Origin of the sequence: Sedimentitalea sediminis, assembly GCF_042687825.1 — a bacterium.
Classification (GTDB): Bacteria; Pseudomonadota; Alphaproteobacteria; order Rhodobacterales; family Rhodobacteraceae; genus Sedimentitalea.
Genome location: NZ_JBHUQE010000005.1, coordinates 19,763 through 42,085, shown reverse-complemented (window position 1 = coordinate 42,085; position 22,323 = coordinate 19,763). Strand labels below are relative to the sequence as shown.

The 22,323-nt window shown below is 64.9% G+C and carries 25 protein-coding genes; 12 read left to right on the top strand and 13 right to left on the bottom strand.

Features of this window, described 5'->3' with window-relative positions; translation table 11 throughout:
- Nucleotides 1-67: 67 nt before the first annotated feature.
- On the top strand, nt 68-1,534 hold the full coding sequence (locus tag ACFMPD_RS05930; protein WP_380992810.1) for a uracil-xanthine permease family protein: 1,467 nt from the start codon (nt 68-70) through the stop codon (nt 1,532-1,534).
- Between the two features lie 30 nt (nt 1,535-1,564).
- Here ACFMPD_RS05930 and ACFMPD_RS05925 read toward each other — a convergent pair whose 3' ends face one another.
- The 3 genes from ACFMPD_RS05925 to ACFMPD_RS05915 form a co-directional block, all read right to left on the bottom strand.
- A complete protein-coding gene (locus ACFMPD_RS05925) occupies nt 1,565-2,560 on the bottom strand; it encodes a type I glyceraldehyde-3-phosphate dehydrogenase (RefSeq protein ID WP_380992808.1) in 996 nt (331 codons plus the stop codon).
- Between the two features lie 159 nt (nt 2,561-2,719).
- Nucleotides 2,720-3,052, bottom strand: coding sequence for a hypothetical protein (locus tag ACFMPD_RS05920; RefSeq protein ID WP_380992806.1), 333 nt, complete (start codon nt 3,050-3,052; stop codon nt 2,720-2,722).
- Between the two features lie 119 nt (nt 3,053-3,171).
- Nucleotides 3,172-4,005: a bifunctional allantoicase/(S)-ureidoglycine aminohydrolase gene (locus ACFMPD_RS05915; RefSeq protein WP_380992804.1), complete on the bottom strand. Its 834-nt coding sequence runs from the start codon at nt 4,003-4,005 to the stop codon at nt 3,172-3,174.
- Nucleotides 4,006-4,053: 48 nt separating this feature from the next.
- On the opposite strand from ACFMPD_RS05915, the gene ACFMPD_RS05910 reads away from it, so the two are divergent.
- Together ACFMPD_RS05910 and ACFMPD_RS05905 are read left to right on the top strand one after the other, a co-directional pair.
- Entirely contained in the window at nt 4,054-4,575 is a 522-nt protein-coding gene (locus tag ACFMPD_RS05910; protein ID WP_380992802.1) for a hypothetical protein, read from the top strand.
- Nucleotides 4,576-4,591: 16 nt separating this feature from the next.
- The gene (locus ACFMPD_RS05905; RefSeq protein ID WP_380992800.1) at nt 4,592-5,548 is read left to right on the top strand and encodes a hypothetical protein; all 957 of its coding nucleotides are present in this window, start codon (nt 4,592-4,594) and stop codon (nt 5,546-5,548) included.
- 8 nt (nt 5,549-5,556) lie between these two features.
- Here ACFMPD_RS05905 and ACFMPD_RS05900 read toward each other — a convergent pair whose 3' ends face one another.
- The 3 genes from ACFMPD_RS05900 to ACFMPD_RS05890 form a co-directional block, all read right to left on the bottom strand.
- Complete coding sequence (locus tag ACFMPD_RS05900) at nt 5,557-6,249, bottom strand: EI24 domain-containing protein (protein ID WP_380992798.1); 693 nt, start codon at nt 6,247-6,249, stop codon at nt 5,557-5,559.
- The gene (locus ACFMPD_RS05895; protein WP_380992796.1) at nt 6,246-6,824 is read right to left on the bottom strand and encodes a nitroreductase family protein; all 579 of its coding nucleotides are present in this window, start codon (nt 6,822-6,824) and stop codon (nt 6,246-6,248) included. Before ACFMPD_RS05895 ends, ACFMPD_RS05900 begins: the two co-directional genes overlap by 4 nt.
- Nucleotides 6,825-6,910: 86 nt before the next feature.
- Complete coding sequence (locus tag ACFMPD_RS05890) at nt 6,911-8,026, bottom strand: class II histone deacetylase (protein WP_380992794.1); 1,116 nt, start codon at nt 8,024-8,026, stop codon at nt 6,911-6,913.
- A 96-nt stretch (nt 8,027-8,122) separates the two neighbouring features.
- Between ACFMPD_RS05890 and ACFMPD_RS05885 the strand changes: the two genes are divergently transcribed.
- On the top strand, nt 8,123-8,416 hold the full coding sequence (locus ACFMPD_RS05885) for a DUF167 domain-containing protein (RefSeq protein WP_380992792.1): 294 nt from the start codon (nt 8,123-8,125) through the stop codon (nt 8,414-8,416).
- Here the strand turns inward: ACFMPD_RS05885 and ACFMPD_RS05880 are convergent.
- A complete protein-coding gene (locus tag ACFMPD_RS05880) occupies nt 8,386-8,631 on the bottom strand; it encodes a hypothetical protein (protein WP_380992790.1) in 246 nt (81 codons plus the stop codon). The two genes, ACFMPD_RS05885 and ACFMPD_RS05880, sit on opposite strands and share 31 nt — an antisense overlap.
- Nucleotides 8,632-8,774: 143 nt before the next feature.
- On the opposite strand from ACFMPD_RS05880, the gene ACFMPD_RS05875 reads away from it, so the two are divergent.
- From ACFMPD_RS05875 to ACFMPD_RS05855, 5 genes are all read left to right on the top strand, one after another.
- Nucleotides 8,775-9,485 carry a M48 family metallopeptidase gene (locus ACFMPD_RS05875; protein WP_380992788.1) on the top strand — a complete coding sequence of 237 codons (711 nt, stop codon included), beginning with the start codon at nt 8,775-8,777 and terminating at the stop codon, nt 9,483-9,485.
- Between the two features lie 178 nt (nt 9,486-9,663).
- Nucleotides 9,664-9,945 (top strand): DUF6455 family protein, encoded by a 282-nt coding sequence (locus ACFMPD_RS05870; RefSeq protein ID WP_380992786.1) that lies wholly within the window; start codon nt 9,664-9,666, stop codon nt 9,943-9,945.
- A gap of 1 nt (nt 9,946) precedes the next feature.
- Nucleotides 9,947-10,216, top strand: coding sequence for a DUF6455 family protein (locus ACFMPD_RS05865; RefSeq protein ID WP_380992784.1), 270 nt, complete (start codon nt 9,947-9,949; stop codon nt 10,214-10,216).
- Between the two features lie 63 nt (nt 10,217-10,279).
- Nucleotides 10,280-10,627, top strand: coding sequence for an LIC10280 family protein (gene lfb1 / locus ACFMPD_RS05860; protein ID WP_380992782.1), 348 nt, complete (start codon nt 10,280-10,282; stop codon nt 10,625-10,627).
- Nucleotide 10,628: 1 nt separating this feature from the next.
- Complete coding sequence (locus ACFMPD_RS05855; protein WP_380992780.1) at nt 10,629-10,982, top strand: YigZ family protein; 354 nt, start codon at nt 10,629-10,631, stop codon at nt 10,980-10,982.
- A 16-nt stretch (nt 10,983-10,998) separates the two neighbouring features.
- On the opposite strand, the gene ACFMPD_RS05850 is transcribed toward ACFMPD_RS05855, so the two are convergent.
- Both ACFMPD_RS05850 and rimO read right to left on the bottom strand, forming a co-directional pair.
- Entirely contained in the window at nt 10,999-11,247 is a 249-nt protein-coding gene (locus ACFMPD_RS05850; RefSeq protein ID WP_380992778.1) for a CDGSH iron-sulfur domain-containing protein, read from the bottom strand.
- 131 nt (nt 11,248-11,378) lie between these two features.
- On the bottom strand, nt 11,379-12,749 hold the full coding sequence (gene rimO, locus ACFMPD_RS05845; RefSeq protein WP_380992776.1) for a 30S ribosomal protein S12 methylthiotransferase RimO: 1,371 nt from the start codon (nt 12,747-12,749) through the stop codon (nt 11,379-11,381).
- Between the two features lie 212 nt (nt 12,750-12,961).
- On the opposite strand from rimO, the gene ACFMPD_RS05840 reads away from it, so the two are divergent.
- On the top strand, nt 12,962-14,410 hold the full coding sequence (locus ACFMPD_RS05840) for a pyridoxal phosphate-dependent decarboxylase family protein (protein ID WP_380992774.1): 1,449 nt from the start codon (nt 12,962-12,964) through the stop codon (nt 14,408-14,410).
- 96 nt (nt 14,411-14,506) lie between these two features.
- Nucleotides 14,507-16,462, top strand: a complete 1,956-nt coding sequence (locus tag ACFMPD_RS05835) for an AsmA family protein (protein ID WP_380992772.1) — start codon at nt 14,507-14,509, stop codon at nt 16,460-16,462.
- Nucleotides 16,463-16,555: 93 nt separating this feature from the next.
- Here ACFMPD_RS05835 and ACFMPD_RS05830 read toward each other — a convergent pair whose 3' ends face one another.
- From ACFMPD_RS05830 to ACFMPD_RS05815, 4 genes are read right to left on the bottom strand one after another with little or no spacing between them, the layout of a single operon-like run.
- Complete coding sequence (locus tag ACFMPD_RS05830) at nt 16,556-18,052, bottom strand: phosphomannomutase/phosphoglucomutase (RefSeq protein ID WP_380992770.1); 1,497 nt, start codon at nt 18,050-18,052, stop codon at nt 16,556-16,558.
- Nucleotides 18,053-18,076: 24 nt separating this feature from the next.
- Nucleotides 18,077-18,910 carry a 3-deoxy-8-phosphooctulonate synthase gene (gene kdsA, locus ACFMPD_RS05825; RefSeq protein WP_380992768.1) on the bottom strand — a complete coding sequence of 278 codons (834 nt, stop codon included), beginning with the start codon at nt 18,908-18,910 and terminating at the stop codon, nt 18,077-18,079.
- 2 nt (nt 18,911-18,912) lie between these two features.
- Nucleotides 18,913-20,667, bottom strand: a complete 1,755-nt coding sequence (locus ACFMPD_RS05820; protein WP_380992766.1) for a KpsE/RkpR family capsule polysaccharide export protein — start codon at nt 20,665-20,667, stop codon at nt 18,913-18,915.
- A complete protein-coding gene (locus tag ACFMPD_RS05815) occupies nt 20,651-21,304 on the bottom strand; it encodes an ABC transporter ATP-binding protein (RefSeq protein ID WP_380992764.1) in 654 nt (217 codons plus the stop codon). The genes ACFMPD_RS05820 and ACFMPD_RS05815 overlap by 17 nt, the downstream gene beginning before the upstream one ends.
- Before the next feature lie 306 nt (nt 21,305-21,610).
- Between ACFMPD_RS05815 and ACFMPD_RS05810 the strand changes: the two genes are divergently transcribed.
- Nucleotides 21,611-22,216, top strand: a complete 606-nt coding sequence (locus ACFMPD_RS05810) for a uracil-DNA glycosylase family protein (RefSeq protein WP_380992762.1) — start codon at nt 21,611-21,613, stop codon at nt 22,214-22,216.
- Nucleotides 22,217-22,323 lie beyond the last annotated feature (107 nt).

The window sequence follows — 22,323 nt, the reverse complement described above, 5'->3', positions numbered from 1 at the left end:
GGGCCCGCCAATTCGAAGCCGCCGGCAGAAGCGGTTCGATCCCCATGACGAAACAGAGAGAATTGACATGGCTGACACTTCCATCGGGACCGCGGAACAGCTGCGCGATCCCAACTATACCCCGGTTTTACACAAGGCGATTCCCCTGGGCATCCAGCACGTGCTGGCCATGTTCATCTCGAACGTGACGCCCGCGATCATCGTTGCCGGTGCCGCCGGTTTCGGTTTCGGCTCGAATTCGCCGGATTTTCCCGAACTCTTGTACCTGATCCAGATGTCGATGCTGTTCGCCGGGGTCGCGACCCTGTTGCAGACCGTCACGCTGGGGCCGGTGGGGGCGGCGCTGCCGATCGTGCAGGGCACCTCGTTCGCCTTTATCCCGATCATGATCCCGCTGGTCGCGGGCAAGGGGGTCGACGGGCTGGCCGCGCTGTTTGGCGGTGTCATTCTGGGCGGCCTGTTCCATGCCTTTCTGGGCACGTTCATCGGCCGGATCCGCTTTGCCCTGCCGCCGCTGGTGACCGGGCTGGTGGTGACGATGATCGGCCTGGCGCTGGTCAAGGTGGGCATCGAATATGCCGCCGGGGGCGTGCCCGCCAAGATGCGCAACCTGCCGGAATATGGCAGCATGCTGAACTGGTCGGCGGCGCTGGTGGTGATTTTCGTCACCCTGGGGCTGAAATTCTTTGCCCGGGGCATGCTGGCGGTCTCGGCGGTGCTGATCGGCATCATCGTCGGATATATCTATGCGCTGCTCATGGGCATGCTGACCTTTGACGCCATCGGCAGCAGCTGGAACGGCGCGGCCGCCTTTGCCCTGCCGCAGCCCCTGAAATACGGCTTTGAATTCAGCACTGCCGCCTTTATCGGCTTCTGCCTGATGGCCTTTGTCTCGGCGGTGGAAACCGTCGGCGACGTGTCGGGTATCACCAAAGGCGGCGCCGGGCGCGAGGCCACCGACAAGGAGATCACCGGCGCCACCTTTGCCGACGGGTTCGGCAGCGCCCTGGCCGGGCTGTTCGGGGGCTTTCCCAACACCTCGTTCAGCCAGAATGTCGGGCTGATCGCCATGACCGGGGTCATGAGCCGCCATGTCGTCACCATCGGTGCGGTTTTCCTGATCTTCTGCGGGCTGGTGCCCAAGATCGGCGGGCTGATCCGCACCATCCCGATCGAGGTGCTGGGCGGGGGCGTAATCGTGATGTTCGGCATGGTCGTGGCAGCCGGCATCTCGATGCTGTCGGACGTGAACTGGAATCGCCGCAACATGGTGATCTTTGCGGTGGCGATCTCGGTCGGTCTGGGCTTGCAACTCGAAGTGATGAACGTCGCGCCGGGCTCGGCCAACGCGCTGCAGAACCTGCCGGATTCGCTGCGTATCCTGGGGGCCTCGGGGATCCTGCCGGCCGCGCTGATTGCCATCGTGCTGAACCTGATCCTGCCCGAGGAACTGGCGGACGAGGCGACCGAAGAAGTGTCTGGCGGCATGGCCGGACATGGCCGCGGGTCGATCACCAGGGACGATCACGTCTGATCGGCATACCTGAAACAGAAGAGCGGGGCGTCAGCGCGTCCCGTTCTCGTGCATCCGCGCGGCGATATCCAGCATGCGCGCGGAAAAGCCCCATTCATTGTCGTACCAGCCGAACACCCGGACCTGACGGGCGCCGGTCATGCGGGTTTCCGGTGCGGCGATGATCAGCGACTCGGGGCGGGTGCGCAGGTCGGTCGACACCAGTGGCCGGTCGGTCCAACCCAGCACCGGCGAGTCCGCCACAGCGGTGCGCAGGTCTGCCAGAAACCCGGCCTCGTCCATCTCCCGGCCCAGACTGGCCACCAGATCGACAGCCGAGACGCTGGCGGTCGGTACCCGCAGCGCGGCACCGCTGATGCGTCCGGCAAGATCGGGCAGAACCTGATCGATCAGCTGCGTGGCGCTGGTCGTGGTGGGAACCATCGACAAGGCCCCGGCCCGGCTGCGTGCCGGGTCGCCGCGCGGCGCGTCCACCATCGGCTGGCTGTTGGTATAGCAATGGATCGTGGTCATATGGGCGGTTTCGATTCCGGCCAGACGGTCCAGTTCGCGCAACAGGGGAGCCAGCGCGTTGGTCGTGCACGAGGCGTTGGACACGATCCGCGCAGCCCCCATTTCGTGCTCGTTTGCGCCCAGCACCACGGTGACCTCGGCCGCCGGCGATGGCCCCGAGATCAGCACCGCGCCGGCCCCCGCCGCCAGACCGCGCTCGGCCACGTCAGAGCTGCGGGCAATGCCGGTGCATTCCAGCACCACATCGACGCCGCTCAGATCCAGTCGGGTCAGATCGGTTTCGTGCGACAGCGCGATCCGGCGACCGGCGGCCGACAAATGCCCGTTCGCGGCGTTGACCTCGTGGGGCAGGGGACCAAAGGTGCTGTCATACTGGAACAGATAGGCCAGCATGTCTGCGGGGGCGATGTCGTTGATCACCGCGACCTCTATGTCGCGGTGCTGCGGCAGAGTCAGAATCTGCCGCAAGATCGTGCGGCCGATGCGGCCGAATCCGTTGATCGCAATACGCATGGCTGGGGTATGACAGGGCTGCAAATCAAGCTCAATGATATCGCCGCGGTTTGCGGTGGTTTCGGCGTCCTTAGCTGCGCGAAAAGAGGCTGCCCGATGCCTGGATCAGCGCGCGGTCGAAGCGTCGGACATGTCGCCGCCTAAGGTTCCTCACCGTGGTCAGCGGGTGCAGGCCATGTCGGCGCGGAACTCGGCCGAGACGTTCTGCGAGAGCGTGCCGGGAACCACCTTGCAGCCGGTGGCCAGTTCCAGCGCCCTGACCGCCTGCGGGGTGCGCCGTGCCACCGGTTTGCCAAAGGGGTTCAGGTTGTTGTTGTCGCGGCTGGCAATATAGGCATCGGGTTTCTTTGCATCCGGCGTCACGGTCCAGGTGCGCCCCAGAACCTGCACCTGTTTCTGAACGCGCTGATCGGTCCAGACCGGCGTCGTGCAACCCGCAAGGCCAAGCGCCAGAATCAGGGACTGTGTCAGCGTCAGGGTCATAGTTTTCATCGGGCCGGTCTCCGCTGGGTTCGCTGTGTTTCGGGGCACCGGCGGACCGTGGCCGACCGGTGCCTTGCGTGCCCGACTGTAGCCGATGCGCCGATGGCTGCAAGGATTTCGGGTTGAATTCAGCGTTTTGACAGGCGCAGCGGCATGTGCCGGTTCACATCCTTGTAGAGCAAATATCGAAAAGGGCCCGGCCCGCCGGCATAGCAGGCCTGCGGGCAGAAGGCGCGCAGCCACATGTAATCGCCGGCCTCGACCTCGACCCAGTCCTGGTTAAGCCGGTAAACCGCCTTGCCCTGCAGTACGTAGAGCCCGTGTTCCATCACATGGGTTTCCAGAAACGGAATGACGCCGCCGGGCTGAAAGGTCACGATGGTGACATGCATGTCGTGGCGCAGATCCGCCGGATCGACGAACCGGGTGGTGGCCCAGCGTCCCTCGGTGCCGGGCATCGGACTGGGGGCGATATCGGCCTCGTTGGTGATGATCGGGTCCGGCGCGTCCAGCCCGGGGGCGGGGTCATAGGCCTTGCGGATCCAGTGGAACCGCGCTGCCGGCCCGGCATGGTTGTGCAGGGTCCAGGCACAGCCCGCCGGCAGATAGGCATAGCCCCCCGGTTCCAGCACGTGACGGTCCCCGGCGACGGTCAGCGTCACGGCGCCCTCGACCACGAACAGCACGCCCTCGGCCTCGGGGTCGGTTTCCGGGCTGTCGCTGCCGCCGCCGGCGGCGACCTCCATGATGTAATGCGAAAAGGTTTCGGCAAAGCCGGTCAACGGGCGGGCGATCACCCACAGGCGCGTGTCGTGCCAATGCGGCAGAAAACTGGTGGTGATGTCGCGCATCGTTCCTTTCGGGATCACCGCATAAGCCTCGGTGAACATCGCCCGGTCGGTCAGCAGTTGCTGTTGTGGCGGGTGCCCCCCCTGGGGTGCGTAATAAGTTGGCGCGGACATCTGGACCCCCTTGGATGGTTCTGCGCACTATGCAGCCAAAGCAGGCCGATGACCAAGGTGCGAGCGTCAGATAGGATTCTTCGCCATTTTTTGAAGATCATGCGCGCTGACAAGAAAATTCCGGGTTTGGACGGTCAGGTTTGGACAAGCTCCGGGTGGCGTTGTAACGATGGCCCCGGACCTGTTGCGGCTGACCGAAGCGAGGAAATGATGAAACATATTTTGACCCTGTTGCTGGCGTTGACGCTGTCGGTCGGGGTTGCCCCGGTTGGCACTGCGAAACCATTGGCCAAGATCCTCCGCCAGTCCGGTCTCAGCCCCGACGATTTCGACATGATGGGAGATGCCGAAATGAGGCTGTTGCAACATGCCAGCCCGCAGCCGGGTCGCAAGACGTCCTGGTCGAACCCGGAAACCGCATCGCGCGGTACGGTGCGTGTAGCGGCCATTCGCGGCAATTGCGTGTATCTGCAGCATTTCATTCACCCAAATGGCGACGCAAAACAGGTCGAGCTGCGCAACAGCATGTGCAAATCCGCCGATGGGCGCTGGCTGCTGGGCACGCCTTAACCGCATGCGGTTCTTTTTGGCGCGTCTGACAGCCGGTCTGCTCTGCACGACGGCGTCGGTTTCGGTCCAGGCTCAGGAGTGGCGGTTTGCAACTTTTGACGACGGTTCGTTTTTCAGCGCCGCGATCAGCCTTTCGCCAGGGCCGGGTTTTGCGGTGCTTTGCGGCGAAAGGTCCCCACAGGGCCTGACTGCGGCACAGACCGGCAACATGGAGCCTGACATCACGCCGCGCGATGCGTTCCGCCTCTATTTCGACCCGGAAACCATCGGTGTGCCGCAAGGCATGGAATCTGCGCGACGGGACGTGCTGGTGGTGATCGGCAGCACCGGTCACCGTCTGCCCCCGATCCGCTGGAACGAGCTGTTCGCGACATGGGAAGTCGATTTGCCGGCCACCGATCCGGTGTTTGCTGCAATCAGCGGGCCGGACAGTTTCGAGCTGCGCAGCGACGCGGGGTCGCGCCGCGTATCGGCAACGGGGTTTGGCCCGGCCCTGGCGCAGTTGACCCGCCATTGTCAGACCATGTTCACATCCATCGGCCTGCCCTGGCACAGTGTCGCCGCGCCGCTGCCGCGCCAGGTGCCGATGCGCGAGATCGCCGAGGCGGCGGTGCAATCGGGTTGTGGCGGGCCCGCCATCATCGGCCCAAAGGCCTATCTGAGCGGTGATATTGACGGTGACGGGCAAACGGATGTCGTGGTCGACTGGAGCGAGATCACCTGCAGCGGCGGCTATCCGCGCCCTTTTTGCGGCGCTTCGATGTGTTCGGCCCAACTGTTTGTCAGTGCGCTGTTCCCGCGGCGCGGCCAACCCGAGGATCTGTTGGCGCTGGGGGTCGAACTGCAACCCCTGAGCAATGGCAGGATGGGCGTCGCGACCGCAGGGTCGATGGTCGAATGCCAGGCGCGCGGCCGTCAGCCCTGCCGGTTCGTCTGGTACTGGAACGGCGCGGACATCGTGCGGCTGGATTGACGCGGGACCTAGGGTTGCCGCTGAACCGCATGAAAGATGTGGGTAAAGGTGGCCGCCCCCAGGATCGGAATCAGCAGGTTCAGCAGCGGCACCGACAGCGGGATGGCCATCAGGACACCGGCCAGCCAGATCGTCCCGCGATGTTGTGCGCGCAACTGTTTGGCGCCGGCACGTCCGACACGCCGCATTGCCGCCAGCGTGAAGTATTCCCGCCCCAGCAGGAACCCGTTCAGCGCCCAGAAGATGAACGGCGCAAAAGGTGTGAAGATCACATAGAGGATCAGCGCCAGCAGGTTGGCGCCGATCAGCACGCCCAGAAAGTTCACCGTGTCGCGCAACGCCTCGCCCAGGGGCACGCCGGGCACCTGCGGCAGGCCCGGATAATGCCGATCCTCGACCGCCTGCGCCACGTCATCCAGGAACATCGATGTGATGGCCGAGGCGACCGGCACCATCAGAAAGACCGACAGCACCATCATCAGCCCCACCGAAGCCCAGCTGAGCAGATCGTCGACCCAGGCCACCTGGCCCAGCAGCGGCAGGGTGACGTCGCCGCCCACCAGCCAGTTGACCAGCGCGATGAACGCGGCGCTGGCTGCAATCAGCAGCGCGATGGTCAGAGCGATGCCGGTCAGCAGAACGCGGCGGAACCGCGGATCGCCCATCTGGCTCACCGCTTTTGAAAAGGCGGAAAAAATCATGCGTCCTTCCATTCGGTAATGGCGTCCAGGTCAGGTCTCGGGCGTTCCGGCGGGGCGCTGCGTTCGGTGCCGATATGGATGAAGCCGGCGATGCGTTCGTTGTCCCGCAGTCCCAGCCCCTGTTGGCAAAAGGTGGCGTCATGGCTGGGCCAGCCGCTGAGCCAGTTGGCGCCCCAGCCCGAGGCCAGCGCCGCGTTCAGCAGCGCCACACAGACCGCTCCGGCGGAATAGCTCTGTTCGATCGGCGGGATCTTGTCGCTGGGTTTTTGCACCTCAATGACGGCCACGGCCAGATGGCCCTGGTCGAACTGGCTGCGGGCCTTGGCGATGTCCTCAGAGGATTTACCCAGGGCTGCTCCGCGGATCTCCACCAGATTGGCCAGTCGGGCCATGGCCACACCGCGGATGACGACGAACCGCCAGGGTTCCAGCTTGCCGTGATCCGGGCTGCGGGCCGCGGCGGTCAGGATCGGCATCAGCTGCGCGCGGTCCGGAGCCGGCGGCGCCAGGGTCTTGGCCGGGCGCGAGCGGCGAGAGAGCAGGAATTCGAGCGCGGCGGGGCTGGGATCGGGCATGACATCGGCCTTGTTCTGTCTTTGGCCCTGATGTCGGCTGTCCAAACCCGAGTTTCAACCCGAAATCCGGAAAACCCGGCGCGAAATCAACCGGCAACCGGCCGCAGCTCGGTTGCCGCGTCGCGCACGACGGCGCGCAGGAACGCATCGAATCGCGGCGAAGGCTGGCGTACCGCAAAGGCTTCGGCCATAGGGTCGGGCGCGGTCACCGTGCTGCCCGACAGCGCCTCCAGCGTCGCATGGCCGCAAAATGGCACGTACATTTCGGAATAGCCGCCCTCGTGCACCAGAACCAGCCGCCCGTCGCACAGGTCCTGCGCTGCCTGTTTGACCCGTATCGTCATCTGCCGGAACGTGTCCGCCGTGGCCAGCATTCGGGCCAGCGGATCGCAGGCGGCGGCGTCAAACCCGCAGGCGACGATAATCATGTCGGGCCTGTATGCCTCCAGCGCCGGGCGCACGATTTCGTCCATCACTGCCAGATAGGCGGTATGGCCGGCCCCGGCGGGCAACGGGATATTCATGTTATAGCCGGCGCCGGCGCCACGCCCGCGATCGGTGATCGCGCCGGTGTCCAGCGGATAGTTTCCTTCTTGATGCACCGAGATCGTCAGCACATCGGCGCGGTCGTAGAAAATCGCCTCGGTGCCGTTGCCGTGATGCACGTCCCAGTCCACCACCGCGACCCGGCCCAGACCGTGCCGGACCCTGGCCGCCTCGATGGCAATGGCGATATTGGCCAGCAGGCAGAACCCGTTGGGAAAGTCCGGCAGGCAATGATGCCCAGGCGGACGCGACAGGGCATAGGCATTGTCCAGACGTCCGGTCAGCACCGCATCGACAGCGGCCAGGGCCAGGCCGGCGGACAGGGTTGCAATTTCGTAGCCGCCGGCAGCAAACGGGGTGCGTCGGCCCAATTCACCACCACCGGCATCGGACAATCTTTTGAATTCGGTCAGATAGCTTTCTGGATGCACTCTAAGCAGATCCTGACTTCCGGCCGGTTCGGCACGCTGGGCAGCCAGTTCGGCGGTCAGGCCGGTCACGTCCATCAGGTTCTTCAGCCGCCGTTTCGTTTCGGGGTTTTCCGGCAGGCCCCCGGCGACCTGCGGCTGCACCAGCCCGCCGATCGGCAGAGTGAACACATAATTGCCCCCGGCATGCCAGAAACACCGCTCGTCCCAGAAAAACCCCGTCGTCATCGCGTGCCCACCCCCGTATTCTGCCTGCGGAAAATACCGCCGCAGCGGGGAAAATGTCTATGGCGCACCGGCGTGGAACCGGCGCAGACTGTGCCCATGGCGAAACCCAGGATCAAAGACCTGCCGGACCTGTCGGACCTGGCGCGGCCGGGCACCGAAATTACCGTGCGCGTCACACCCAAGGCTGCAGCGACGCGGCTTGGGCGCTCAGGGGCCGAATTGCGGGCTGCGGTGACGGCCGCACCGGAAAACGGCAAGGCGAACGCTGCGGTTCAGGCGCTGCTGGCGCAGGCGATGGGGGTGGCGCCGTCGCACCTGACACTGGTGCGGGGCCAGACCGCGCGCACAAAGCGGTTCCGCTATTCCGGCCCGGGAACCGCGCGCAGCTGATAGACACCTTCGGGCAGGTCAAGAGCAGCGGCCAGGTCGCGCAACTGTTCCGGTGACAGGGTGATCTTGTGCACCGTGTCGGTGCGCGGGTCCAGCTGTTCGAGGGTGACGCATTCAGCGAAGCTGTTGATGGTCACGTCTTCCTGCAGCGGCGCGGCGCCCTCGTCCACCAGGGTGATGACAGTGGCATCAAATTCGTGCTCGATCGAAAACATGCGATCACCCTGACGGTGTGCCGCGCCCTTGGCAAGGGTGCAGCAGCGTGCGGAGCGCTGACGGGTGCGTTTTGCCGTGCTAGGGTAAAGCCGTCAGCGCGATGGCGCAGAGTATCAGAGGAGCAGGACATGCGGAGGACGACATGCGTTGGAGAGTAACGCTGGTTCTGGTCGCGGCGGGACTGGCTGCCTGCGATGTCGGGGTTGCACCTGCGCCGCAAAGTCAGCCGACCGTGTCGCAGGGGCAAGCTTTGTCACCCGAACAGGCTGCGCGGATGTTCACCCAGGTCGTGCGCCAGGTTGAACCTGTCGCAGAACACGAATGCCGGCGTCAGGGACGCGGCGTGAACTGCGACTTTCTGATTGCCGTCGATCCGAACCCGCGGGCCCAGCCCAACGCCTTTCAAAGCGAAGACGAGCGCGGTCGCCCGGTTCTGACCTTTACTGCCTCGTTGATCGGCAGCGTGCGCAATGCCGATGAGATGGCCTTTGTCATGGGACATGAGGCGGCGCATCACATCGCCAATCACCTGACGCGCCAGCGCCTGAATTCGGCGACCGCGGCGGAAATATTCGGTGGTCTGGCCACGCTGACCGGCGGCGGCGCCAGCGAGGTTGCCAGCGCGCAGGAGTTGGGCGCCGTGGTGGGCGCTCGCGCCTATTCCAAGGATTTCGAACTGGAGGCGGATCAACTGGGCACGGTCATCACCTATCGCGCAGGGTTTGACCCGCTCAGGGGCGCCGAATTCTTCACCCGTATTCCTGACCCGGGCGACCGGTTCCTGGGCAGTCACCCGCCCAATGCCGCCCGCGTTGAAACCGTCAGGCGCACCTTGGGCGCGTTGGGCGTGTGAGTACCCGGCCTCGTCCCCTTGTCCGGCGACCGGCCCGTTCGGCATCGGGACGCCAGAGGCTTGACCTGTGTCAAAGCGCCGGCTCTGGACAGCGTTAGATTGAATCGCAACAGGCGGGGCGCGTGCGAGCGACCCCAGTTTTCGGTCGCGAAACGCGGCGGCGCAACGGAGGCGAACAATGCGGGTGCTGGGCAATCTGATGCACCATGTGCGGCTGGCGACGCGGATGGCAATGGTCACGCGCGTCGATCCGGTGGCGCTGTATAAAAGCGGTGACCTGCGACAGGATGAATGGGCCGATATGGTCCAGCGCTGCCGAGACTGTGGCTGGGCCGGGGAATGCCCGGACTGGCTGGATGGTCATGGCGATGCTGGCGATGCGCCAGAAACCTGCCCGAACCGGGGCCGGTTCCGGGACCTGCGCCGGCGCGCTGGCGAAAGACAGACCGAGGACGCCTGAGATGGACGGTTCATCCGCAGGTCTCAACCGGGTCGACAAGCATTTCTGGCTGACCCGTTCGGTGGCCCGGGTGATGGGCGTCAGTCTTTCCAGGGCGATGCAAGAGGGCCGGCTCACTCCGGTGGAATACCGCGAGATGGTCGCCCGCTGTCAGGCCGGCGGTTGTCAGGTGATCTGTCAGCGCTGGCTGGCGCGCCAGACCGGCGCCAGCGCCGAGCCGCCCGATCACTGCATGCACCGGGACCTGCTGACGCGGCTGCGCTCGGACTGAAACCGCGTGACTCGCGCCCGTCGCCGGGCAATGCTGGGCGGGAAAGCGACAGGAGGCAGCTTGATGATGGCGCGCATATCCCGGCGCATGGCCGCGGGTCTGATTCTGGCAGGGCTGGTGACCGGACCGGTTCTGGCACAAAATTCGGTGACCGGCCTGTATCGGGCCGAGGGCCGCAACCCGGACGGATCGACCTATTCCGGCAGCGTGCGGATCACGCAGACCGGCGAGTCGGTCGCAATGGCCTGGCAGGTCGGGACACAGGCCTACAGCGGCACCGGTATCCGGCAGGGGCGGGTGATCACGGTCGACTGGGGCGATTCCTACCCGGTCGTCTATGTGATCATGCAGGATGGCGCGTTGCATGGCACATGGGCCAATGGCCGGGCTCTGGAACGGCTGACACGTTAGGGTGCAGGTCTTTGACGGCATTTTCAGCGACCGGGGCAGCAAATACGCGGTCTCGGGCGGCATGGTGGACAGCCGCGAAGCGGCCCGCGATTTCGTCAAGACCCTGTGCCGCGACCGGAAATTCGCCCGCGCGACCCATAACAGCTGGGCGGTGCTGCTGCCCGAAGGGCCGGTCAAGAACGACGACGGCGAATCCGGCGCGGGCATGGTGATCGTGCGGATGCTGGAACGCGAAGGGCTGCACGGCCATATCGTCGTGGTGACGCGCTGGTTCGGGGGCCGCAAGCTGGGCGGCGACCGGTTCCGCCGGGTGCAGGATGCCGTGCGCCATTATCTGGACCACCGCAGTCGCTGACCCTGCGGGGCCGTATTCAGGTGTCCAGCTTGGAATGGCTGCCGTCGCAGAGCGGTTTCTTGGCCGAATGCTTGCAGCCGCAAAAGAACAGCTTTTTGTCGGCCTCGGCGGTGTATTTCATCGGGCTGAATCCGGTGTCCTTGTGGCTGCCATCGCAAAACGGCTGCTTCGCCGACCGCCCGCAGGCGCACCAGAAATAGGTTTTCCCTTCGGTCACCTCGACCGGAAACGGGGCTTTCTGGGCAATGATCGGTGCGTCGGACATGGATGGCTCTCCCTGATTGGTAACGGGCAGGATAGCGAAAGCATGCCGGTCGGCAACCAAAAGCTGCGCCGCTGTTCCTGCGGTGTTTCGGGGTTGACCGGTCGTCCCATGGCGCTCTGCCCGAGGCGGCGCTATTCCTTCAGCTTGCCCCACAGATCATATTCGCCCGCTTCATCAACCTCGACCGATACGACATCGCCGGGTTTCAAGCCGGCAAAGCCCTGATCGATAAACAGGTTGCCGTCGATCTCGGGGGCGTCGGCCATGGTGCGGCAGGTGGCGGCCTCGTCATCGATCTCGTCGACGATCGCCTGCAGGGTCCGGCCGACCTTTGCGGCCAGTTTCGCCCCGGATATGGTCTGGGCCTTTTCCATGAACCGGTTCCAGCGGTCCTGTTTCACGGCGTCGGGCACGTGATCGGGCAGGGCGTTGCTGCGGGCACCGGCGACGTTTTCGTATTGAAAGCAGCCGACGCGATCCAGTTGCGCCTCGTCCATCCAGTCCAGCAGGGTCTGAAACTCGGCTTCGGTCTCGCCGGGATAGCCGACGATGAAGGTGCTGCGCAGGGTGATCTCGGGGCAGATCGCACGCCAGGCGGCGATTTCATCCAGCGTCCGCGCGGCGGCGGCGGGCCGCGCCATGCGTTTCAGCGTGTCCGGGTGGGCGTGCTGGAACGGGATGTCCAGATAAGGCAGCACACCATTGGCCGGGTCCGCCATCAGCGGCACCAGATCGCGCACGAACGGATAGGGATAGACATAGTGCAGCCGCACCCAGGCACCCAGGCTGCCCAGGTCGCGGGCCAGCGGCAGGATCGGGTGTTTCGCGTCGCGATCCCGGTGGTCGGTGCCATAAGCGCTGGTGTCCTGGCTGATCACCAGCAATTCGCGCACACCGTTCCCGACCAGTTTTTCGGCCTCGCGCAGCACCGCGCGCGCGGGACGGCTGGCCAGTCTTCCGCGCATGTCCGGGATGATGCAAAACTTGCACTTGTGATTGCAACCTTCGGAAATCTTTAGATAACTATAGTGACGCGGTGTCAGGGAAACACCGGTGGCGGGCAACAGATCGACGAAAGGGTCCGGGTCGGGCGGCACCGCGGTGTGAACGGCGTCCAGCACCTGTTCATATTGATGCGGGCCAGTAACGGCCAGGATGCGCGGGTGATGCTCGCGGATGTAATCCGGCTCGGCCCCCAGACACCCGGTGACGATGACCCGGCCGTTTTCGGTCAGGGCTTCGCCGATGGCATCCAGGCTTTCGGCCTTGGCGCTGTCCAGAAATCCGCAGGTATTGACGATGACCGCGTCGGCCCCGGCATAGTCCGGCGAGATGCCATAGCCCTCGGCGCGCAAGCGGGTCAGGATGCGTTCGCTGTCCACCAATGCCTTTGGGCAGCCCAGACTGACCATGCCGATGGTCGGCTGGCCCGGGCGGGCGCTGTCGCGCAGGCGGGCGGCGGGGGCAAGGTCGGGGCGCAGATCGGGCGGGTTGGTGCTCATCCCCGGGCATATAGACGGGCCGGGGGGCGATGCCTAGAGCCGCAACCCGCCGGACGGCCAGATTCTGCGCGCGGGCAACGCGTCTCGATGCGCCTTCGGGACAAGGGCAACCGTCGCGCCGGCGTTGCAAATTTCCACGGCCGCGGGGCGCATCCATGCTAGGGTGATCGGCATAGCGCGACCCACCAGATTGGCAAAACGCAGGAGAACACATGGACAAACCGACCTTGGAACGGGCGGGATTGACCGACGCCCAGTCACAGGCGATCCGGGCGGCCGCCGATGCCGCCCTGGATTTTCGCGAAACGCTGGGGCAGGGGCAAGCGCGTCCGCAGCTGAGTCTGGACGCGGCGGTGGCGCCGTTTCTGGAACCCCTGGCAGAAACCGGGCTGTCCGAGACCGAGGTGATCGGCCATATCGTCAAGGCGTCCGAGGGCGGATTGCACAAGATGGCGGCCCCTAGCTTTTTCGGATATGTGCTGGGGGCCTCGCACCCGGTTGGGGTGGCGGCCGATTTCCTGGTTTCGGCCTGGGGGCAGAACGCCGGATCGTCCTTTGAAACACCCGCCGTCACCGGCATGGAGCGCGCAGTCTGCAACTGGGTGATCGATCTGTTGTCGCTGCCGCCGGGCAGCGGCGCGGGTTTGGTCACCGGAGCCAGTGTCGCGAACATGGTCGGGGTGATGGCGGCCCGCAACCGGCTGTTGGCGGACCAGGGGTGGGACGTGGAACGGGACGGTCTGTTCGGGGCCGCGGAAATTCCCGTTCTGATCGGGCGGGATGCCCATTCCGCCCCCTTTGCGGCGCTGCGCTATGCCGGTTTCGGTGCTGCCCGTGCAGTCCAGGTGGCGACCGACGCCCAGGGCCGGATCGACCCCCGGGCCTTTGAAAAGGCACTGGAAGCCTGTTCGGCCCCGCCATTGGTGATCTTGCAGGCCGGGCAGATCAATACCGGCGCGTTTGACCCGTTTTCGCAGCTTATTCCGATGGTGCGCGCGCGCGGCGGATGGGTGCATGTGGACGGGGCGTTCGGGCTGTGGCTGGCGGCGGTCCCTGAACTGGCCGACAGGCTGGCCGGTGTCGAGCTGGCGGACAGTTGGGCGGTCGATCTGCACAAATGGCTGAACGCGCCGTTTGACGCCGGCATGGTGGTGGTACGCGACCGGGCGGCGCTGGTCGCGTCGATGTCGGCCCGGGGCGCCTATCTGCCCGAAACCACCGCCCATTGGGAACCTACGGATTCCACGCCGGAGCTGTCGCGTCGGGCGCGCGGCGTTCCCAGCTATGCCATTCTCAGGCATTTGGGCCGGGCCGGTGTCCGCGAGATGGTGACGCGGCACTGCCGCCTTGCCGGGCGCATCGCCGACGGGCTGGCCCGCGAGCCCGGGCTGACGGTTCTGAACCGGATCCATAGCAATCAGGTCACGGTCGCCTGTGGCGAGGGAACTGGCGCGGATGATCAGACGATGCGGGTGCTGCGCCGGGTGCAAGAGCGGGGAAGGGTCTATCCGACCCATGGCGAATGGGCGGGCCGCCAGATCATCCGCATTTCGGTGATCGGATACGCGATGCAGGATGCGGATGCCGACCTGGTGGTGTCCGAGATCGTCGCGGCCTGGCGCTGGTGCCAGCGGCAACCCGTGGATGCCCCAGACGTCTGACGCCAAACCGCGCCACAAATGCGCTGGACACCTGGCCGGTGTTGGCAGCACCACGGCGGCGGGCTAGGGTCGGGGCAGTTTTGTCGGGGGTAGGCGATGCGCTGGCTGGTACGGATCGGAATTGTTGTTGTTGCGGCGGTGGCCATTGTCTTGGGCGGCATTTTGCTGTTGCCCGGCGAGCGGATCGCGCGCATCGCAGCCGACCAGATCGAGGCGCGGACCGGGCGCAGCCTGCAGATTGGCGGCGATGTCTCGATAAGCCTGTGGCCGGTTCTGGGGATACGGACAGGCCCGGTGCAACTGAGCAATGCCGATTGGGCGGGCCCTGACCCGATGCTGACCGCCGACAGTCTGGAGATCGGGGTCGCGCTGCCTGCCCTGCTGCAGCGCGACATTCACATCACCAAAATCCGGGCCCAGCAGCCGGTGCTGCGCCTGCAGACCGCGCCGGACGGGCGGGGAAACTGGGAACTCGGCGCACCAGGTGACCCATCGGCCGTTTCTGTGCCGGCGACGCCGGACACCGGGGCGGGGCAGATGCCGGTCACCCTGGAATTGCTGGAACTGAAACGGGCAACGCTGGTCTACGCCGCGGCACAAGGCGATCCGATCATCCTGACTGATACAGACCTGACGCTGCGTTGGCCCGATCCCGATGCCGCGGCCGAGATCGCGGTGGTGCTGCGTCCGGCCGGTCAGCCGATTAGCATTGCCGCGCAAATCTCGCAGCCGGCGGCTTTTCTGCAAGGCGCGGTGGTGCCGGTGCAGGCCGATCTGGCGGCGCCGGGAGGTGCCGTGGCGTTTCAAGGGCGCGCGGCCATGGCGGGCGACGCGGCGGGCCGCCTGACAGTGCAGGGGCGCGACATGGCGGCGATGCTGGCGGGTTTTGGGCTGGCGGGCACCGTACCGCCGCAGGGGCTGGGCCGGTCGGCCGAGATCACGACGGATGTGACCTATACCGCCGATGGCCGGCTGGCGCTGCGCGAGATCACGGCTAAGCTGGACCAGAACCGCCTCAGCGGGGCCGCGGATATTCTGCTGACCGGCGTGCCGCAGATCACCGCGCAGTTGCAGGCCGGCGTGCTGGACCTGGCGCCGGCTGGTACGGGTGCCGGGGCTGGGGATGCCGCGGCCGCGCCTGGCACAACTGGCGATGGCTGGTCAAAAGCGCCGATTGACGCCAGCGCGCTGGGCTTGGCCAATGCCGAGATCAGCCTGACCCTGCAGGGTCTCCGGACCCCGGACCTGTCACTGGGTTCGGTTCAGGCCCGGCTGGCGCTGGAACGATCGCGCGCGGTGCTGCATCTGGACCGGGTTTCGGTGTTCAAGGGCAATCTCAGCGGACGGCTGGTGGCCAATAACCGCAAGGGGTTTTCCGTGGGCGGCAAGCTGAAGGCCCGCGATATCGATATCCTGGCCGCGCAGCGCGCCTTGTTGGGGTTCGAACGCATTCAGGGGCAGGCGGCCGGAGAATTGCAGTTTCTTGGTTCCGGCGGGTCGGTCGATGCGATCATGCGCTCGCTGTCGGGCGCGGGGGCGTTGCGCATGGGGCGCGGTGTGATCCTGGGGGTGGATCTGGATCAGTTGATGCGGCGCGGCAGCGGCAGCGGTGGCACCACGGTCTTTGACAGCCTGACCGCCAGTTGGACGATGCAGGGTGGCAACCTGCAGAATGACGACCTGCTGCTGAGCCTCAAGAACTATCGCGCCGACGGCGCTGGTCGGGTGGGTCTGGGCGCGCGCGATATCAACTATCAATTCACGCCGGTGGCATTGCGGGCCAAGTCCGGGCAGGGGGTGTCGATCCCGATCCGGATAAAAGGGCCATGGACCGCGGTGCGCATTCAGCCGGATTTGGAAGCGGCGGCAAAGGCGCGGGCGGACAAAGAGCTGAAGGCGCTGGAAGAGGATGCCAAGGCCAAGCTGCAGCAGAAACTGGAACGCGAATTAGACGTCAAGGTGGCGCCGGACCAGGACGCCAAAGAAGTGCTGAAGGACAAGCTGGAAGACGAGGCCAAGTCCCAGCTGTTGAAATTGCTGGGCCGCGACTGAGGCGGGCTTGCCGCCCGGTGCGATATTTGCGCGACCTATCCCATTTCGGCCCGCGTCAACCGGCGCGGGCCTCGGGTTGTGCCGTTCGGCGCCTCAGATCGTCTGGTCGTAATCTCCGACCGCGGGTTCTGTGCGGATGACGGCGTCGATATCGGCAAAGATCGCGCGCATTTCCGCGTCGCTTTCCGGGCTTTCGCACACCACCACCAGGTTCGGTGTATTGGACGAGGCGCGCACCAACCCCCAGGCGCCGTTGTCCAGGATCACCCGGGCACCGTTCACGGTGACCACCCGGTCGATCGGACGACCCGCGACCGTCCCGCCGGTTTCGGCCAGCTTTTCGAGCTTTTCCACCAAGCGCTGCAGCACATCGTATTTCTCGGTATCCGCGCAATAGGGCGACATGGTCGGGGTGGCAAAGGTCTGCGGCAGGGCCTTGCGCAGATCCGACATGGACTTATCCGGGTTGCGATCCATCAGCTTGCAGATTTCAACGGCCACGCGCATGCCGCAATCATAGCCGCGGCCAATGGGTTCGGCGAGAAAGTAGTGGCCGGATTTCTCGAATCCCGCCAGCGCGCCGATCTCTTTGACCCGTCGTTTCATATGCGAATGGCCGGTTTTCCAGTAATCCGCCTTGATATCGTGTTTCAGCAGTTCCGGGTCCGAGGCGAACAGCCCGGTGGACTTGACGTCGGCGACGAATGTCGCACCGGGATAGAGCCGCGCCAGATCGCGCGCCATGATGACGCCGACCTTGTCGGCAAAGATCTCTTCGCCCTCGTCATCGACGACACCGCAGCGGTCGCCATCGCCGTCGAATCCCAGCGCGAAATCGGCGCCCGAGGCGCGCACGCTGTCGGCCATGTCATGCAGCATTTCCATCGCTTCGGGGTTCGGGTTGTAGTTGGGAAAGGTATAGTCCAGGTCGTTGTGGCTGGGCACGACCTCGACGCCGATACGTTCAAACAGTTCCGGCGCAAAGGCGCAGGCCGTGCCATTGCCGGTGGCGCAGACCACCTTGAGCGGGCGGGACATGCGGAAATCGCCGACCAGATCGTCGAGATAGGCTTCGCGCACGCCGTCGACGAATTCATAGGCACCGCCCGGGCGCGGCTCGCCCTGGCCGTTCAGTACGATGTCGCGCAGTTCGCTCATTTCGTCCGGGCCATGGGTCAGCGGGCGTTCGAACCCCATCTTGACCCCGGTCCAGCCGTTCGGGTTATGCGAGGCGGTGACCATGGCGACGGCGGGCACATCCAGGTGGAACTGGCTGAAATAGGCCATCGGCGACAGGGCCGGACCGATGTCGCGGACCCGGATTCCGGCCTGCATCAACCCCAGCATCAGCGCGTTCTTGATCGACAGGGAATAGTCCCGGTAATCGTTGGCGACCGCGATCTCGGGACGGATGCCGCGCCGGTGCATCTGGGTGCCCAGCCCCAGACCCAGGGCGGTGATGCCGGGCAGGTTGATTTCGTCCGGGTATTTCCAGCGAGCGTCATATTCGCGGAACCCGGTCGGGGTGATCATCGCATCGCGCAGAAAGTCCCAGGTGTTCGGAGACACCTTGGCAGCAGGTTTATACATGGGAAATCGTCTCGGATAATTGCGTTACAGTTGGATTGGGTGCGCCTTAGCAATCCCGTCCAGCGCCATCAACATGTCAATCAGGGGTGGCATCTGATCCAGCGGGATCATGTTGGGACCGTCGCTGGGCGCCGTATCGGGCGCCTCGTGCGTCTCGATGAAGATCGCGGCGACACCGATCGCGGCGGCGGCGCGGGCCATGACCGGGGCGAATTCGCGCTGTCCGCCGGAACTGCCGCCCTGGCCGCCGGGCTGCTGCACCGCATGGGTGGCGTCCATCACCACGGGATAGCCGGTCTTTGCCATGATCGGCAGGCTGCGCATGTCGGCGACCAGCGTGTTATAGCCAAAGGACGCGCCGCGCTCGGTCAACAGGATGCGGTCATTGCCGGTGCTTTCGATCTTGGCCACCACATTGGCCATGTCCCAGGGCGCCAGAAACTGACCCTTTTTGACGTTGATCGCGGCGCCGGTGCGACCGGCGGCCAGCAGCATATCGGTCTGCCGGCACAGAAAGGCGGGGATCTGCAGGATATCGGCGACCTCGGCCACAGGGGCGCATTGCGCTTCGGTGTGGACATCGGTCAGGACCGGCACGCCGATCCGTGTTTTGACATCGGCCAGAATTTTCAGCCCTTCGTCGATGCCCAGCCCGCGCCGGCCCGACAGGCTGGTGCGGTTGGCCTTGTCGAAACTGGCCTTGAACACATATTGCGCCCCCGCCGCGTCGCAGGCGGTTTTCATGGCGGTGGCGATCATCTGCGCGTGTTCCGCGCTTTCCAGCTGGCAGGGACCAGCGATGATGGTCAGCGGGCGGTCATTGCCGATGGTCAGATCGGCGACGGCGACTTGGGTCATGATTAGGTCGTTACCTGTTCGCGCAAGATCGATGCGGTGAGAGAGATCATCAGATAGATGCCTGAAAATACCAGAAATGCAAGGACCGTGTCCTCGAACTTGCGCGGATAGCTGGCCTCCTGGCTGGGCACCGGGTTCACCGAGACGGTCAGATAGCGCACCTGGCGATTGGCCTCCATGCGGGTCTGTTCCACCTGTTGCAGCGCCGATTGCAGCATCATGTCGCGCGTTGCCAGATCGGCCTGTGCCATCTGGATGCGCACCGAAAGCTGCGCCAGCGAATTCTCGCCCTCCGAGGCGTCGACCATGCGCGCGTTCAACTCGTCCAGCAGATTGCCCAGCCGGCGGATATCGCCGCTGACGCCATCGACCTTGGCCTGGTTGGGCCGTGCATTGTCCATCAGGGCGGCCAGTTGCAGCTGTTTTTCCAGCAATTGAATTTCAATGTTGTTGATCTGGCTGCGCAGGCCCGCGATCACGCCTTCGGGATCCAGGATCGCGCCTTTCTGCTGCAATTGTACCAGCGCCTCTTGCGCCTTGCGTCGTTCTGTCTGGGCGTTTTCGAACCCCTGCACCGCGTCCTGCATCTGGTCGCCGCGCTTTTGCCGGGACAGGTTGTTCACGCGGTCCTCGGCATAGCCGATCAGGCGGGTCGAGAAATCGGCGCTGACCTGCGGGTCGGCGGCAACCACCTCCATGCGGATGACGCCTTCGGTCGGATCGTAACCGATCTTGACGTTCTTGCTGTAGGTTTCAAAGGCGTCCTCGTTGCTGGCATCCGCCGCCAGACGTTGAATCGGGTCGATCCAGTCCTGCGCAAAATGTGCCTTGAACCCGACATCGCGATCCAGCCGCAGCATCGCATCCTTGGACTGCAGATAGGATTGCACGGCGATGGAATCCTGGCTGGTGGCGAATTGCGTTCCGGTCAGCAGCCCGCCCAGTCCGCCGCCGCCGGCATTGTCCGCCTGCAGGATCAGAAACTCGGATTTGGCCGAATACATCGGCGACGCGATCTTGTAGAAATACAGTCCGACCAGCGCGGTCGGCAGCAGCACGAAAACGGCCAGCCGGGTCAGCAGCAGCAGCAGTTTCCGGCGACGGCGGCGGACGATATCGCGCTGGATCTCGGTGATCTGGCGGTTGCGCTGTTCGGCCGGGCTGAGTTCGGTCGAGGGCAGCGACGGCTTGCCCGGGGACACCGTCTGTGGCAATTGAATTCGGCCGCGGTCGGTGCCATCGGTCTGATCGGGGTCGGTCAGATCGGCAAAGGCCGGACGGTCGCCTTTTGGCGCGCCACTGGCTCGGGGCACCACCAGTTCCAGCATATGGGCCCGCTTGAACGGGTCGATCCCACGTTGGCGCAGCAACCGCACCGCATCGAAATCCGAGGTCGCCTGCAGATTGTGCTTTTGCGCCACCCGTCTGGCCATCCGCAATTGCCGTCCTGTCAGTCCCTCGTTCTGGATCGCCTCAATCTGCGCCTGTGCGTCGGTTTTTGGAGCGCCGGTACCCAAGCCGGTGTCGGGTCCTGCCGGTTCGGTTTCGCTGCGGGGCGCGGTGGAGTCCGCCGGGGCCGGGTGCCCTGCGTCGGGCCGGGCCGCCGCGGACGCCCCGGCCGGGTGGTCGGGATTGGCCGGTGCTGGTTGATCCGTTGGGGGCGGAGCGTCCTGTGCGCCCGTGCCGTCAGCAGCCTCGGCAGGTGCTGCGGAAATCCGCCTGATGCGGTATTTCTTTGCCCTAGGTTTCGTAGTCATACAGCCGTTTCGCTTCTTCCAAAGTGTCGAACATGTGCAATTTTCCGTCCAGCAGCACGGCCGCAGAGCGGGTAAATTTCTGCAGCGTTGCGGCCTGGTGCGACACGATGATGATGGTCGTGGTTTTCAGTCGCTCCCGCAGCACCGAACCGGCCTTTCTGTTGAATTCGACATCTGTCGTGCCGGGCATGCCCTCGTCGATCAGATAGATGTCGAAATCCAGGGCCAGCATCAGGGAAAAAGAAAACCGGGCCTTCATGCCGTCGGAATAGGTGCCCAGTGGCTGGTCGAAATACTCGCCCAGATCGCACAACCAACGGCAATAGGCCTCGACATAGTCCGGGTCCAGCCCATACAGCTTGGCGATATAGCGGGCGTTTTCCATCGCCGAGATCTTGCCGATCACCCCGCCCATGAAGCCCAGTGGAAACGAGATGTTGCAGCCGCGTCGGATTTCGCCCTCGTCCGGTTTCTCCAGTCCGGCCATCATGTTGATCAGCGTTGTCTTGCCGGTGCCGTTGGGGGCCAGAATGCCCAGAGACTGCCCCAGATCGACCCGGAACGACACCCGGTCCAGGATCACCTTGCGCTGAGTACCCGTCCAAAATGATTTGCTGACATTCTCGAATTCTATCATCGGTTTCCTGGCGATAATCTGCCAATTTTCATTGCGGCGTCAGCGATCAGGGCGCGGTCGCTGTTCGGCCTGCTTAACAAAGAGACGTTAACGGGGTGTAGCCCGGGATGGGCCGCATTATGTCCAATTGTGAAACAAATATCCATGCGCGGGCGTGCCGTCGTCTGCCTGAAACCTGTGGTTGTCGGTGTTGACGTGACATGGTGCGATGGCTGGCGCAAGCCCGACCTTTGCGCGGACAGGTCTTGCACCCGTCCGTTTGCGGGGGCAGCATCGGCGATCGGGAGGGAACGGCCGGGTTGGACCATGCGGACGGAAAAGACGGATCTTGAACTGGAAATCGCGGGCTGCGATCTGTGTCGCGCGCGGTTCGCGGCGACCGCGACGGCGCATCGCCCACGGCCTGTCGTCTGGTTCCGTCACGCCACTCCGATCCTGATTGCCGGTCAGGCCCCGGGAATGCGTGTGCATGACAGCGGCCGCCCGTTTTCCGACCGATCCGGGGATCGCCTGCGCCAGTGGATGGGCGTCGATGAGGGCGTCTTCTATGATCGCCGGATCGTTTCGATCCTGCCGACCAGCTTTTGTTTCCCGGGATATTCGGCCAAGGGCGCGGATCTGCCGCCGCCACCGATCTGCTGGGACACCTGGCACGCGCGGTGCCTGGCGCAGATCGGTCCCAGCCGATTGCGCCTGATCGTGGGCGGGCATGCGATGCGCCGGCATCTGGGGCATCGCGGGTCGGTGACAGAGGCGGTCAAAGCCTGGCGCGATCATGCACCGCAGACCTTTGTGCTGCCGCATCCCTCGTGGCGCAATACGGCCTGGTTGCGGGCCAACCCCTGGTTTCAGCGCGAGGTCCTGCCGGCACTGCAACAGGCGGTGCAGCGCGTACGGGATACAGCGGACTGAGCCGGGCCGGGGACCAAGCGCCGCGGTTGCGACCCTTGCGTCACCGGTTCGGGCGAATTACCGAGTGGCCAGAGACCGCCCGCTGGTACGGTGACTGCCGGATCGGG

Excerpts from the sequence above, each read along its gene's own strand:
- ACFMPD_RS05930 (WP_380992810.1), top strand. The coding sequence starts at position 68 with ATGGCTGACACTTCCATCGGGACCGCGGAACAGCTGCGCGATCCCAAC.
- ACFMPD_RS05925 (WP_380992808.1), bottom strand. The coding sequence starts at position 2,560 with ATGCGTATTGCGATCAACGGATTCGGCCGCATCGGCCGCACGATCTTG.
- ACFMPD_RS05920 (WP_380992806.1), bottom strand. The coding sequence starts at position 3,052 with ATGAAAACTATGACCCTGACGCTGACACAGTCCCTGATTCTGGCGCTT.
- ACFMPD_RS05915 (WP_380992804.1), bottom strand. The coding sequence starts at position 4,005 with ATGTCCGCGCCAACTTATTACGCACCCCAGGGGGGGCACCCGCCACAA.
- ACFMPD_RS05910 (WP_380992802.1), top strand. The coding sequence starts at position 4,054 with ATGACCAAGGTGCGAGCGTCAGATAGGATTCTTCGCCATTTTTTGAAG.
- ACFMPD_RS05900 (WP_380992798.1), bottom strand. The coding sequence starts at position 6,249 with ATGATTTTTTCCGCCTTTTCAAAAGCGGTGAGCCAGATGGGCGATCCG.
- ACFMPD_RS05895 (WP_380992796.1), bottom strand. The coding sequence starts at position 6,824 with ATGCCCGATCCCAGCCCCGCCGCGCTCGAATTCCTGCTCTCTCGCCGC.
- ACFMPD_RS05890 (WP_380992794.1), bottom strand. The coding sequence starts at position 8,026 with ATGACGACGGGGTTTTTCTGGGACGAGCGGTGTTTCTGGCATGCCGGG.
- ACFMPD_RS05885 (WP_380992792.1), top strand. The coding sequence starts at position 8,123 with ATGGCGAAACCCAGGATCAAAGACCTGCCGGACCTGTCGGACCTGGCG.
- ACFMPD_RS05880 (WP_380992790.1), bottom strand. The coding sequence starts at position 8,631 with ATGTTTTCGATCGAGCACGAATTTGATGCCACTGTCATCACCCTGGTG.
- ACFMPD_RS05875 (WP_380992788.1), top strand. The coding sequence starts at position 8,775 with ATGCGTTGGAGAGTAACGCTGGTTCTGGTCGCGGCGGGACTGGCTGCC.
- ACFMPD_RS05870 (WP_380992786.1), top strand. The coding sequence starts at position 9,664 with ATGCGGGTGCTGGGCAATCTGATGCACCATGTGCGGCTGGCGACGCGG.
- ACFMPD_RS05865 (WP_380992784.1), top strand. The coding sequence starts at position 9,947 with ATGGACGGTTCATCCGCAGGTCTCAACCGGGTCGACAAGCATTTCTGG.
- lfb1 (WP_380992782.1), top strand. The coding sequence starts at position 10,280 with ATGATGGCGCGCATATCCCGGCGCATGGCCGCGGGTCTGATTCTGGCA.
- ACFMPD_RS05850 (WP_380992778.1), bottom strand. The coding sequence starts at position 11,247 with ATGTCCGACGCACCGATCATTGCCCAGAAAGCCCCGTTTCCGGTCGAG.
- rimO (WP_380992776.1), bottom strand. The coding sequence starts at position 12,749 with ATGAGCACCAACCCGCCCGATCTGCGCCCCGACCTTGCCCCCGCCGCC.
- ACFMPD_RS05840 (WP_380992774.1), top strand. The coding sequence starts at position 12,962 with ATGGACAAACCGACCTTGGAACGGGCGGGATTGACCGACGCCCAGTCA.
- ACFMPD_RS05835 (WP_380992772.1), top strand. The coding sequence starts at position 14,507 with ATGCGCTGGCTGGTACGGATCGGAATTGTTGTTGTTGCGGCGGTGGCC.
- ACFMPD_RS05830 (WP_380992770.1), bottom strand. The coding sequence starts at position 18,052 with ATGTATAAACCTGCTGCCAAGGTGTCTCCGAACACCTGGGACTTTCTG.
- kdsA (WP_380992768.1), bottom strand. The coding sequence starts at position 18,910 with ATGACCCAAGTCGCCGTCGCCGATCTGACCATCGGCAATGACCGCCCG.
- ACFMPD_RS05820 (WP_380992766.1), bottom strand. The coding sequence starts at position 20,667 with ATGACTACGAAACCTAGGGCAAAGAAATACCGCATCAGGCGGATTTCC.
- ACFMPD_RS05815 (WP_380992764.1), bottom strand. The coding sequence starts at position 21,304 with ATGATAGAATTCGAGAATGTCAGCAAATCATTTTGGACGGGTACTCAG.
- ACFMPD_RS05810 (WP_380992762.1), top strand. The coding sequence starts at position 21,611 with ATGCGGACGGAAAAGACGGATCTTGAACTGGAAATCGCGGGCTGCGAT.